A 12,029-nucleotide genomic window follows, 5' to 3' on the forward strand; every position below is an offset into this window, starting at 1 on the left:
TCGCAGCGGCGGGTGCATTCGGAGCCGCCGATCAGGAAGGTCGCTTCCTTGTCTTCCCAGCACTCGAAGATGTTCGGGCAGCCGGCTTCCTCGCACACGGTGTGCAGGCCTTCTTTTTTGACCAGGTTCTTCAAACCGACGAACTCCGGCCCCATCTGGACCTTGGCCTTGATCCACTCGGGCTTGCGTTCGACCGGAACCGCTTTGTTGCGCTGCTCAACACGCAGCAACTTACGGCCTTCAGGTGCCAGGGTCACTGGATAGCTCCTTCGGGGCTGAGGACGAGTGCTTCTTCGTGCTTGCGGAATTCCTCCACGAAGCGGTCGACGATGTCCGCGGGGTTGATGGTGCGGCCCGTCTCCAGGGACATGGTGGTGACCCCGGCGTCTGTGATGCCGCAGGCAATGATCTGCGCGTACGGGGCAAGGTCATTACTGCAGTTGATGGCGACGCCGTGCATGGTCACGCCGTCGAGGACCCGGATGCCGATGGCGGCGATCTTGCGGTCCGGGCCTTTGTCGTCGGCTTTGATCCAGACGCCGGCGCGGCCCTTGATGCGTTCGGCCTTGATGCCGTAATCGGCCATGACGGCGATCATGGTCGCCTCGAGGCGCTCAACATAGTCGCGGATGCCGGACCGGTTCCTGAGCTTGATGATCGGGTAGGCGATCAGCTGCCCCGGGCCGTGCCAGGTGAGTTTGCCGCCGCGGTCCACGGGTACCACAGGGGTTCCGTCGAAGGGGCGCTCGTGGTCTTCCGTCAATTTGCCTGCCGTGTAGACAGCAGCGTGCTCCAGGAGCAAGACGGTATTAGGTCCCTCGCCGGCAACAACCTTGTTGTGGATTTCGCGTTGTACATCCCAGCCGTGCATGTAATCAACGAAATCGGGGGCAAGACCCAGTTGTGAAAACTCAAGAGTCATGCGTTCAAGCTTAGACCCCGTGGCTGGTCCGCCATGATTTTGTGGCCAAGCTCTCAGTCATGAGCGGGGATTTGGCGGCCTGTGGATAACTTCTGCGGCGTTTCTCCGTTTTGGGCCATCCTTGACGCATGGATACTTCCGCCTCCCCGCAGATCCCCGGTTATGCAGCCGTCCGTGAGCTGGGACGTGGTCCCTCCGGTCCTGTGTGGCTTGCCGTGAGCAAGGACCAGCGCCGCCAGCTCGCCGTCAAATGCTTCAGCGGCGGTTCCGGCGCTCCCCGGGCCTGGGACGAACAGGCCATGTCCGGGGTGCAGCGCGAAGTCAGGATCTTTTCCAGGCTGCAGCATGAGCACCTGGTGCGCGTTCATGAAGCAGTCCGCCTAACAGGCGCGTTCGAGGGCATGCCCGGGCTGCTGATGGACTATGCGGCCGGCGGTTCCCTCGAGGCATTGCTCAGCGCCCGCGGGAAGCTCAGTGTGGGCCAGACGGTCACGGTGATCACGCCGCTCGCGCGCGCGGTGGCCTTCCTGCACCAGGAAGGTGTGGTGCACGCTGCCATCACACCCGGAGAGGTCCTGTTCACCGCACAGGGCAAGCCGCTGCTGGCGGGAGCCGGCATGGCCCGGATGCTCCGTGGTGCCGCCGGCGAGGAAGGTGCAGGCGAAGGCACAAGTCAGGAAGGAGCACGCCAGGAAGATGCGGAGCTTCGGAGCGCCAACCTATTTGACGACCCCGCAGCCGCTTCGCCGCCCGGAATCGTCCGTCCGGAGCGCGACTGCTATTCATTGGCGGCGCTTGCCTGGTACTGCCTCACGGGGGCCCCGCCCGAACGGTCCTCTTCGCGATTGCCATTGACGATGCTCGTGCCCGACGTGCCGGCAGCCCTGGCGGCTGTGATCGAGGCGGGGTTGGAAGAAGATCCGGCCGCCCGTCCGGCGGCAATGGCCTTCGGCGCAGCCGTCTACCGCAGCGCGGCAGCCGCACCCCTTGAGCTTCCGGCCGGTCCGCACGTGGCGTTGCCGGAGCCTGCGCAGCCGCGAGGAGTCCTGCAGGGAAATCGGGTCCGTTTCAGAAGGCCCGGCAAGCGCCAGCGGCGGCATGCCAGCGGAAGGGAAGGGCGGCCGACGGCGGCCAGGCGGCGGAAGGCGCTGACTGCGGGCATTGCCGCGCTGGCGCTTGTCCTTCCAGTGTCGGCAGGAATCTGGTGGTCTGCCGTCCACGAGCCGCAGCCCGCGCCGGCCCAGGACGGTGCGCCGATCGCAGCGCCCGCGCTGGAAACCCCGGAACCCGTGACCCCGTCCGCTTCCCGCCCACCAGCCGCGGGCGAGGGCCTCGATGATGACATGCGCGCCCGCCTGCGCTCCGATAATCCGGAGGAAGCCCTCGTCGCGTTGTCCGCCCTGCGGGACTCCGCGCTGCGCACCGGGAAGCTGGAACTGCTCGACTCGGTCAATGTGAAAGGTTCCGCAGCAGCGGCGGCGGACGCCGGAATTGCTGCACAGATGAAAAAGGCGGGCGTGGTCCTGGCAGGATTCACCACCACCTTGAACAACATCCGCCTGATTGCCTCCACAGGCGACGGGGAAGCGTCAGTCACCGCCGCCGTCGGGACGTCCCGCTTTGACGAGCGCAACGCCTCCGGGGTGCTCGTCCGCCCGCGGCCCGCCGCTGCGCCTCAGCAACTGCGGTTGGTCCTTCAGAGGGTGGAGGGTGCCTGGCGGATCGCGGACATCCTGGCCGCAGGCACCTGACCCCTCCTAGTTGCTCCCCGAAGCCACCCATTCCGCGGCGCCCGAAAGCGCAGGATGCTTCCAGCGGAAGCCGGCGTCGAGGAGCCGCGCCGGCTCCATGCGCTGGCTGGCCAGGACCAGCTCGTCGGCAAGCCTGCCGAGGGCCAGGCGCAGGGCGGGGGCAGGAACCCGGAAGAACGCCGGCCGGTGGAAGGCACGGGCCAGAGCAGCCACCAAGGCATTCACGTCGGCGCTTTCGGGAGCACATAGATTCACGGGGCCTTCGATCCCGGCCTCCAGGAGGAAGCTGAACGCCGACACCTCGTCGGCCAGGGTGATCCACGGCCAGAACTGGCGTCCGTTCCCGAACGGGCCGCCGAGGCCCAGCTTCAGCAAGGGGAGCAATGGACCCAGGGCGCCGCCTTCCGGGCTGAGGACCACTCCCGTCCGGGGCGTGACAACCCGGACTCCGGCGGGCGCGGTGTGTGCGGCGGCTTCCCACTCGACGCACAAGCGGGCCAGGAATCCGCTGCCGGAACCGGAGTCTTCGCGGAGGACGCCGTCGCGGGAACCGTAGTACCCGGAGGCCGACTGGCTGATGAACACGCCGGGCGGTTCGGGAGTCCGGGCCATGGCTGCAGTCAGCGTCTCCGTTGTCCGCAGCCGTGAAGAAGCCAGCTCACGCAGCCGCGCCTTGCTCCAGCGCCGTGCGCCGATCCCGGCGCCGGACAAGTTGATCACCGCGTCCGCACCGTCCAGGACAGTCGGATCCAGGATCCCGGCTGCCGGATCCCAGAACTGTTCATCACCGGCAGCGGCAGGCCGCCTGACCAGGCGGAGCACCTCGTGCCCGCTTTCGCGAAGGCTCTCCGCCAGCGCGCTGCCAATAAACCCCGAGGCCCCCGACATGACGATCCGCATGCCTTCATCACACCATGGCACGCGGATTTCCGGCACCGTTGGCACCTCCCCGAAGCGAAACAACCGTTTGACTATGATCGAACAATGACCTCCTCCAGTTACTTCCGTTTCCCGCATCTGCACGGCAATCTGGTCACCTTCGTTGCCGAGGACGACGTCTGGATCGCACCGCTCGACGGCGGCCGTGCCTGGCGGGTATCGGCCCAGCAGTTGCCCGCCCGCAACCCGCGTTTCTCGCGGGACGGCAAGCAACTCGTGTGGACCACCGTGGTGGGTACCGCCCCGGAGGTCGTGGCCGCAGACGTCGACGGCGGCGGGTACCGCCAGCTGAGCTACTTCGGCCACAGCAGTACCCGGGTCCGTGGGTTCACGCCCGCCGGCGAGGTGCTGGTCACCAGTTCCTACCGGCAGGCCGAAAGCCGCCACACCCACGCCTATGCTTTGCCGCTCGACGGCGGTCCCGCCGTCGAGCTCCCTTTCGGCCCTGTGGAATCTGCCGCGTTCGGTCCGGTTGTGGGGGACGAGCGTCCGGTCGTCCTGGCAAGCGTGCTGTCGAGGGAACCGGCCTGGTGGAAACGGTACCGCGGCGGCACGGCCGGGAAATTGTGGATCGACCGCGACGGCAACGGGGAATTCGAACGGTTGGCCGCGGAAATCGACGGCAACCTGACAGACCCCATGTGGATCGACGGCCGGATCGCGTTCTTGTCCGACCATGAAGGCCACGGCAACCTGTATTCGGTGCTCCCTGATGGCAGCGGCCTGCGCCGGCACACAGACCACGAAGATTTCTATGTGCGCCATGCTGCGACGGACGACACGCGGGTGGTCTTCGAATCCGCCGGCGAACTGTGGCTGCTCCCGGGCCTCGGTACCGACGCGACGGCCGTCAAACTGGACATCACCCTGGGCTCGGCGTCTCCGGCGCGCCGCCCGGCCCCGCTGAAGGTGGCATCCCACCTCGGCGAAGTTTTCCCGAACACCACGGGCACCGCCAGCGCGGTGGAAAGCCACGGCACCATCCACTGGTTGCGCCACAAGGACGGCCCCTCCCGTGTTGTCGAGGCGACCCCGGGCGTCCGGGCCCGGCTTCCGCGTCCGCTGGGCGACGGCAGGATCGCATACGTCGCGGACCATGACGGCGTCGAGGCCATCTACCTCAAGGACATCGCCGCCCCGCTCCCCGGACAGGAAGCCGTACGGGCCGCCGTTGGCGAAGAAGCGCGTCCGCTCGACCCGGAGGCCGAGGAAACGGCCGCGCTGCCCCGGCCGGTCTCCGCGGCCGCTGTGACGGGAACCGCTGCTGCCGCTTCCGATACGGACACGTACGACGACGGCGCCGCACCGAACCCCGCAACCGCGCCGGATGCCGCAACCGCGCCGGAGGCCGCGATCGGTGAAGGGGCGCCGTCCGCCGAAGAGCCTCCGGCGGTCCGTCGGATCGACTTCCCCCGCCCTGCCCGGCCGAGTGCGCTGGAAGCCAGCCCTGATGGCCGTTGGCTCGCCGTGGGCACTGCCTTCGGCGACGTCTTCCTGGCCGACACCCGCGACGGTTCCCTCCGTTCCCTGGTGACGATCGGCGAGGGTTCCATCGAAGACCTGGCCTGGTCGCCGGACTCCCGGTGGCTCGCCTGGTCCGAACCCGTGACGTCCTTCGGTTCACGCAGCAAGCTGCGGATGGCCGAGGCCGACGGCGACGGCGCAATCGTGGAGATCACCGACGGCCGCTTCCGGGACGAATCACCCGTGTTCACCCCGGACGGCAGGTTCCTGGCGTTCCTGTCGAACCGCAGCTTCGATCCCGTCTATGACGGACACGCCTTCGACCTCTCTTTCCCGAGCCCCATCAAGCCGTACCTGCTGGCACTTGCCGCGGACACGCCGTCGCCGTTCGGACCCGCCGTCGAACTTACTGATGTCGATTCGCCGGAGGATGCTCCGGCGGGCGACGGCGAAAATGCGGAGGAGGCTCCTTCCGGAACGGACGTCCCCGAGGTGCGGGTCGACGTTGACGGCCTGCCGTTCAGGGTGATCGGCGTTCCGGTTCCGCAGGGCAACTACTCGTGCCTGTCCGCGCAGGACGGCGCGCTGCTGTGGCTCGATACTCCGCTGGCCGGCGTCACCGGCGACGGCCGCGGCAGCCTGCAGGACAAGGCGCCCGCACCGTCCTTGGTGCGCTATGAGCTGGCCAAGCGCAAGCAGACCACGCTGGTGCAGGCCTTGACGCGTTACCGGCTGTCCGCTGACGGCAAGAAGATTGTCTTCGTCCACGAAAAGCAGCTCAGCGCCGCGCCGGCTACTGCCAAGGCAGATGAGGAATCCGGCGAGTTGGTCAAGGTGGACCTGCAGCGGATCCGCGTCCAGCTGGACCCGTTGGCCGTGTGGGGCCAGGCCTTCGACGAGGCCTGGCGGCTGCAGCGGGACTTCTTCTGGACCGAGGACATGGCCGGCCAGGACTGGGACGGCGTATACCGCAGGTACCGTCCGCTCGTGGAGCGGCTCGGCTCCCACGACGACCTCGTGGACCTGCTGTGGGAACTGCACGGCGAACTGGGCACCTCGCACGCCTACGTGCGCCCGATGGCGGTCAGCGAGCCTGGAAGCAACGGACAGGGCCGGCTCGGCGCCGACCTCGAATTCCGCGACGGCGGCTGGGAGATCACCAGGATTCTCTCCGGCGACTCGTCGGACCCGCTCGCGAACCCGCCGCTCAAACGTCCCGGAGCGGACGCGAAGGAAGGTGACGTCCTGTTGGCGATCGACGGCGTCGCGCTCTCCGCCGAAGTCACTCCCGCGAAGCAGCTGCTCGGCGCCGCCGGGCGCGCCGTGGAGCTGACCCTGCGCAACGGTCCCGGCCACGGTCCCGCCGCCGGGCGGCAGAGACGGATCGCCGTCGTTCCGCTCAAGCACGAGGAACGGCTCCGCTACCAGGAGTGGGTGCACGGCAACCGCCGTACGGTCCGCGAAGCGTCCAACGGCGCCTTCGGATACCTGCACGTTCCGGACATGATGGCCAACGGCTGGGCCCAGCTGCACCGTGACCTGGACACTGAGACCGCGCTGGACGGCCTGATCGTGGACGTCCGGCGCAACCGCGGAGGGCACACCTCCCAGCTCGTGGCAGAGCTGATCGGCCGCAAGGTCACCGGCTGGAGCATGCCGCGCGGCGAGCGGCCTCGGACCTACCCGCACCACGCCCCGCGCGGACCGGTGGTGATCCTCGCGGACGAGTTCGCGGGTTCCGACGGCGACATCATCACCCAGGTCTCCAAGCTGCGGGGGATCGGCCCGGTGATCGGCACCCGGACGTGGGGCGGCGTCGTCGGCATCGACAACCGCTTCACCCTGGCTGACGGTACCGGCGTCACGCAGCCGCGCTACGCCACCTGGTTTGGCGAGGGAGTCGCGTGGGGCGTCGAAAACCATGGTGTTGAGCCGGACATCGAGGTACTCTTCCCGCCTCACGCCTATGCCGCCGGCACAGACCCGCAGCTGGAGTACGGCATCGGCGCCCTCAAGGAAATGGTCGAGGAGCTCCCGACGGACCGGCCGCCGCTGCGCGAGGGGTACCGCAACCTCCGCCCGGCGCCCCTGCCGCCGCGGCCTTAACGCGTGAGGCCCTGGCCCTCCGGAAGGAGGGCCAGGGCCTCATTCATTGATGCGCGGGTGCGCGCCGCGCGCGGGTGCGCGCCGCAATCACTAGGATGCGAGCGTGGCATCCAGGGTGATCGGCGTGGCCTTGAGGGCGGCCGACACCGGGCAGTTGACCTTGGCGTCCTCGGCCAGGCCGCGGAACTCCTCCTCGGAGATGCCGGCGATCTTGGCGACCAGGGTCAGGTGGATGCCCGTGATGCCTTCGCCCGGCTGGAACGTGACGTCAGCCTTGGTGTTGACCTCTTCCGGGGTGTGGCCGGCGCCGGCTGCCGCGTGGCTGAATGCCATGGAGAAGCAGGCGGAGTGCGCTGCCGCGATGAGCTCTTCCGGGCTGGTCTTGCCTTCGGCGGACTCGGAGCGTGCCTTCCAGGTGACATCGAAGGTGCCCAGGCCGGAGCTGTCCAGGGTGGTGTTGCCGGCGCCCTCAATCAGGCTGCCGTTCCAAATGGTGTGTGCGGTGCGTGTAGTTGCCATGTCCACTCCTCAGCGTCGTCGCGATTCGGCTGCCGGCAAATACCGGCGGCCACCACGGTCAATCCTATGGATTCCCGGCCCGCCCCGCACGGACTGTCCGCTGCGGGTGGAATATGACCCCGGGTCCCTAGACTTTGCTGCATGGAGAACACCGAGGAACGTATTATCCGGCCGCGGATCGCTTCGATCATGGTCAATGCCAGTGATGCCGAAAGTCTGGCCGCTTTTTGGAGCGCAGTGCTGGAACTGCCCGTCGCTTCGCGGCATGGGCAGTTCATCTGGCTTGAGGCACCGGGCCCCGGAGCGCCCCAGGTGGCCTTCCAGCAGGTGCCGGAACCATCAGGAGGGCGGCGGCTGCATCTTGACCTGCACCATCCGGACCCGGCGGGGCTCCGCCGTCGCGCCGAATCCCTGGGCGCCGTTTTCGTCGAAGGCCACGACATCGGCGACTTCCACTGGGACGTCATGCAGGATCCGGAAGGGAACGAATTCTGCATCGCCGCGGATTAAGCGCCGAAGGCCACCCTGCCGGGCAGGGTGGCCTTCGGAGATGCCGTTGCGGGTCTGAAGCGTCCTAGTTCCAGATGGTGGCAATGGCGATGTTGATCAGTGCCAGGCCGCCGACGCCGTGGGCCAGCCCGGTGGAGACCGGTTCGCCCTTCTTGACCTTGCGGGAGCCGATGACGGCCAGGACGGCCACGGCCAGGCCGATGGCGAACTTGATGCCGAGCTTGAAGTAGTTGGCGTCCATGTCGAGGGCCGGAATGAGGCCCATCATGGCGATGCCGGTGAGCAGCTGGAGGAACGCGCCGTCGCGCTGGCGCGGGTGGACGGTCGGTTCCTTCATGGTGGCGATCCAGTAGCCCACAATCATGGCCGCGCCGACGATGTGCAAGAAGACCAGAATGCTGTAGAGAATACTCATGGCTACAGCTTAGCGACACTTTGTCAGGGAATTCTACTGATTGTAGAACGACGGCGGCCCGCCCCCTCAGTGGGGACGGGCCGCCGTCGTGTTTCGCTTGGCTTAGAGACCGAGGTCGCCCTCGAAGGCGCCGCCTTCGAGGCGGGCCTTGACGGTCTGCAGGAAGCGGCCGGCGTCGGCACCGTCAACCAGGCGGTGATCGTAGGTCAGGCACAGGTACATCATGTGGCGGATGGCGATCGAGTCGTTGCCGTCGGCGTCGGTGACGACCATCGGACGCTTGACGATGGCACCGGTGCCGAGGATGGCGACCTGCGGCTGGTTGATGATCGGGGTGTCGAACAGGGCGCCGACAGAACCGATGTTGGTGATCGAGAAAGTGCCGCCGGAGAGCTCGTCCGGGCCGATCTTGCCGGAGCGGGTGCGGTTGGCGACGTCGGCGATCTTGCCTGCCAGTCCGGCGAGGTTCAGGTCACCGGCGTTCGACACGACGGGAACCAGGAGGCCCTTGTCGGTGTCGACCGCGAACGCCAGGTGCTCGGCGTTGTGGTAGGTGATCTGCTGGGTCTCTTCGTTGTACTCGGCGTTCAGCTTCGGGTGGGCCTTCAGTGCCTCGGCGACTGCCTTGGCGATGAACGGCAGGTAGGTCAGGTTGACACCGTTGACGGCCTTGAAGTTGTTCTTGGCCGAAGCGCGCAGCTTGACGATGCGCGTCATGTCGATTTCGTGGACCTGGGTCAGCTGGGTGGAGACGTCCAGGGACTCACGCATGCGGCGGGCGATGACCTGGCGGATGCGCGGAGCCTTCTCGGTGGTGCCGCGGAGCGAGGACGCCACGACGGCGGGGGCTGCTGCAGCAGGAGTTGCGGCGGCGGGAGCTGCGGGAGCTGCTGCAGGAGCCGGGGCGGCTGCCTTCTTGGCTTCCGCTGCGGCCAGGACGTCCTGCTTGCGGATGCGTCCACCGACGCCGGTGCCGGTGACCGTGGTGATGTCCACGCCGTTCTGGTTGGCGAGCTTGCGCACCAGCGGGGTCACGTAGGAGGAAGACTCCGACGACGACGGCGCTGCGGCCGGAGCGGGAGCGGCAGCCGGAGCGGCGGGAGCCGGTGCTGCTGCAGGGGCGGGGGCAGCGGCGGGTGCCGGTGCTGCAGCCGGAGCGGGCGCAGCGGCCGGGGCCGGAGCTGCCTCAGCGGCGGGTGCCGGGGCGGCCGGAGCCTCAGCCGGGGCTGCCGCGGCAGGGGAGCCCGAACCGATGACGGCGAGGACGGAGCCGACCTCTGCGGTGTCGTCCTCGTTGACCCGGATCTCAAGCAGGGTGCCTGCGACAGGGGACGGGATTTCGGTGTCGACCTTGTCGGTGGAGACTTCGAGCAGCGGCTCGTCCACCTCGACGCTGTCGCCGACGGCCTTGAGCCAGCGGGTGACGGTGCCTTCGGTAACGCTTTCGCCCAGTGCCGGGAGAGTGACGTCGTGGCCTTCGGCGGCAGCCGGGGCAGCGGCGGCAGGAGCGGCCGGTGCTTCCTCGGCGGCAGGAGCTGCGGGGGCTTCTTCCGCGGCCGGAGCGGGAGCCTCTTCGGCGGCGGGTGCGGCAGCCGGGGCTTCAGCTGCGGGTGCTTCGGCGGCCGGAGCGGCGCCGTTGCCGATACGGACCAGGGGAGCGCCAACCTCGGCGGTCTCGTCCTCAGCGACGAGGATTTCCTCGATGATGCCTGCGATCGGAGAAGGGATTTCGGTGTCTACCTTGTCAGTGGAGACCTCGAGCAAGGGCTCGTCGACTTCCACGCGGTCACCAACCTGCTTGAGCCAGCGGGTGACGGTGCCTTCGGTGACGCTTTCACCGAGGGCGGGCAAGTTAACGGATTCAGACATGTCGTCCCCGTTCTCCTTATTGGTTTTTTGTGCGGATGGGTGTTGCCTGTGATGCCCTGCGCCGGCAGTTCGTGCCGGCGCAGGGCGGCTGTCTGGGTGGCTGCTAGCCGTGGAGCGGCTTGCCGGCCAGGGCGAGGTGCGCTTCGCCCAGGGTTTCGTTCTGGGTGGGGTGCGCGTGGATGAACTGGGCGACGTCCTCCGGGTAGGCCTCCCAGTTGACGATCAGCTGGGCTTCGCCGATCTGCTCGCCCATGCGGGAGCCGATCATGTGCACGCCGACCACGGGGCCGTCCTTCTGGCGGACAACCTTCACGAGGCCGCCGGTGCCCAGGATGGAGCTCTTGCCGTTGCCGGCCAGGTTGTATTCCTGGGTCTGGACCTGGTCGTCGCCGAACTTCTCCTTGGCGCCCTTTTCGGTGTAGCCGACGGTGGCGATTTCCGGCTCGCAGAAGGTGACCTTGGGGATGTTGATGTCTTCGACGATCACCGGGTTCAGGCCGGCGATCTCTTCGGCGACGAAGATGCCCTGCTGGTAGCCGCGGTGCGCGAGCTGGACACCGGGGACGATGTCGCCGACGGCGTAGATGTTGCCGACGCCGGTGTGCAGGCGCTCGTTGGTGATGACGAAGCCGCGGTCGATGGTGATGCCGGCTTCTTCGTAGCCGAGGTTCGCGGTGACCGGGCCGCGGCCGACGGCGACGAGGAGCAGCTCGGCTTCGAAGGTCTGGCCGTCGACGAGGGTGACCTTGACGCCGTTCTCGTCCTGCTCAACGCCCTGGAAGAAGACGCCGGTGCTGAACTTGATGCCGCGCTTCTTGAAGGCGCGCTCGAGGGTCTTGACGATGGCGGCGTCCTCGTTCGGAACGAGGGAGGGCAGGCCTTCGACGATCGTGACGTCAACACCGAAGGACTTCCAGACGGAAGCGAACTCGACGCCGATGACGCCGCCGCCGAGCACGATGGCGCTCTTCGGGATGTAGTTCAGCTCGAGGGCCTGGTCCGAGGTGATGACGCGGCCGCCGATTTCCAGGCCCGGGAGGGAGCGCGAGTAGGAACCGGTGGCGAGGACGATGTTCTTGCCCTTGTAGGCGGTGCCGTTGACCACGACGGTGTCGGTGCCCTGGAGCTTGCCTTCACCTTCGATGACGGTGATGCCCTTGGCCTTGATGAGGCCCTGGAGACCCTTGTACTTGCCGGCGATGATGCCGTCCTTGTACGCGTTGACGGCGTCGATGTCGATGCTGTCCAGGGTGACGTTCACGCCGTACTTGGCGGCGTCGCGGGCGTGGTCGGCCAGTTCCGCGGAGTGCAGGAGGGCCTTGGTGGGGATACAGCCGTTGTGGAGGCAGGTGCCGCCGAGCTTGGCCTTCTCAACGAGGCCGACGGTGAAGCCAAGCTGTACGGCACGCAGGGCCGTGGCGTAGCCGCCGCTGCCGCCACCGAGTACCAGGATGTCGAATTCTTGCGCAGTTGCCTGATCGGCCACTATGACGCTCCCTCGCGTGAACGATGGCACGAGATCACGCGCCATCTG

At 67.6% G+C, this 12,029-nt stretch carries 9 protein-coding genes and 1 pseudogene; 3 read left to right on the top strand and 7 right to left on the bottom strand.

From position 1 onward, the window contains the following. Together BIU82_RS05505 and lipB are read right to left on the bottom strand one after the other, a co-directional pair. Nucleotides 1–257, bottom strand: a pseudogene (locus BIU82_RS05505) (lipoyl synthase); the annotation flags it as partial. Then, the gene (gene lipB / locus BIU82_RS05510; protein ID WP_070348477.1) at nt 254–922 is read right to left on the bottom strand and encodes a lipoyl(octanoyl) transferase LipB; all 669 of its coding nucleotides are present in this window, start codon (nt 920–922) and stop codon (nt 254–256) included. The pseudogene BIU82_RS05505 and the gene lipB, both read right to left, overlap by 4 nt. Nucleotides 923–1,050: 128 nt before the next feature. On the opposite strand from lipB, the gene BIU82_RS05515 reads away from it, so the two are divergent. After that, nucleotides 1,051–2,673: a protein kinase gene (locus BIU82_RS05515; RefSeq protein WP_070348478.1), complete on the top strand. Its 1,623-nt coding sequence runs from the start codon at nt 1,051–1,053 to the stop codon at nt 2,671–2,673. A gap of 6 nt (nt 2,674–2,679) precedes the next feature. Here BIU82_RS05515 and BIU82_RS05520 read toward each other — a convergent pair whose 3' ends face one another. Continuing rightward, nucleotides 2,680–3,573, bottom strand: a complete 894-nt coding sequence (locus tag BIU82_RS05520) for a TIGR01777 family oxidoreductase (RefSeq protein ID WP_070348479.1) — start codon at nt 3,571–3,573, stop codon at nt 2,680–2,682. 84 nt (nt 3,574–3,657) lie between these two features. Between BIU82_RS05520 and BIU82_RS05525 the strand changes: the two genes are divergently transcribed. Then, a complete protein-coding gene (locus BIU82_RS05525) occupies nt 3,658–7,182 on the top strand; it encodes a S41 family peptidase (protein WP_070348480.1) in 3,525 nt (1,174 codons plus the stop codon). 90 nt (nt 7,183–7,272) lie between these two features. Here BIU82_RS05525 and BIU82_RS05530 read toward each other — a convergent pair whose 3' ends face one another. After that, nucleotides 7,273–7,701 carry an OsmC family peroxiredoxin gene (locus BIU82_RS05530; protein ID WP_070348481.1) on the bottom strand — a complete coding sequence of 143 codons (429 nt, stop codon included), beginning with the start codon at nt 7,699–7,701 and terminating at the stop codon, nt 7,273–7,275. 141 nt (nt 7,702–7,842) lie between these two features. On the opposite strand from BIU82_RS05530, the gene BIU82_RS05535 reads away from it, so the two are divergent. After that, entirely contained in the window at nt 7,843–8,211 is a 369-nt protein-coding gene (locus BIU82_RS05535) for a VOC family protein (RefSeq protein ID WP_070348482.1), read from the top strand. A 64-nt stretch (nt 8,212–8,275) separates the two neighbouring features. Here BIU82_RS05535 and BIU82_RS05540 read toward each other — a convergent pair whose 3' ends face one another. From BIU82_RS05540 to lpdA, 3 genes are all read right to left on the bottom strand, one after another. Next, nucleotides 8,276–8,626: a hypothetical protein gene (locus tag BIU82_RS05540; RefSeq protein WP_070348483.1), complete on the bottom strand. Its 351-nt coding sequence runs from the start codon at nt 8,624–8,626 to the stop codon at nt 8,276–8,278. Between the two features lie 102 nt (nt 8,627–8,728). Next, complete coding sequence (sucB, locus tag BIU82_RS05545) at nt 8,729–10,495, bottom strand: 2-oxoglutarate dehydrogenase, E2 component, dihydrolipoamide succinyltransferase (protein WP_070348484.1); 1,767 nt, start codon at nt 10,493–10,495, stop codon at nt 8,729–8,731. A gap of 103 nt (nt 10,496–10,598) precedes the next feature. Continuing rightward, complete coding sequence (gene lpdA / locus BIU82_RS05550; RefSeq protein ID WP_070348485.1) at nt 10,599–11,981, bottom strand: dihydrolipoyl dehydrogenase; 1,383 nt, start codon at nt 11,979–11,981, stop codon at nt 10,599–10,601. Between the last annotated feature and the right edge of the window lie 48 nt (nt 11,982–12,029).

This window comes from Arthrobacter sp. SW1, assembly GCF_001766675.1.
Taxonomy (GTDB): Bacteria; Actinomycetota; Actinomycetes; order Actinomycetales; family Micrococcaceae; genus Arthrobacter.

Bases quoted from the DNA above. Each gene is read 5' to 3' on its own strand.
- BIU82_RS05520 (WP_070348479.1), bottom strand. From the start codon at position 3,573: ATGCGGATCGTCATGTCGGGGGCCTCGGGGTTTATTGGCAGCGCGCTG.
- BIU82_RS05515 (WP_070348478.1), top strand. From the start codon at position 1,051: ATGGATACTTCCGCCTCCCCGCAGATCCCCGGTTATGCAGCCGTCCGT.
- BIU82_RS05530 (WP_070348481.1), bottom strand. From the start codon at position 7,701: ATGGCAACTACACGCACCGCACACACCATTTGGAACGGCAGCCTGATT.
- BIU82_RS05540 (WP_070348483.1), bottom strand. From the start codon at position 8,626: ATGAGTATTCTCTACAGCATTCTGGTCTTCTTGCACATCGTCGGCGCG.
- sucB (WP_070348484.1), bottom strand. From the start codon at position 10,495: ATGTCTGAATCCGTTAACTTGCCCGCCCTCGGTGAAAGCGTCACCGAA.
- lipB (WP_070348477.1), bottom strand. From the start codon at position 922: ATGACTCTTGAGTTTTCACAACTGGGTCTTGCCCCCGATTTCGTTGAT.
- BIU82_RS05535 (WP_070348482.1), top strand. From the start codon at position 7,843: ATGGAGAACACCGAGGAACGTATTATCCGGCCGCGGATCGCTTCGATC.
- BIU82_RS05525 (WP_070348480.1), top strand. From the start codon at position 3,658: ATGACCTCCTCCAGTTACTTCCGTTTCCCGCATCTGCACGGCAATCTG.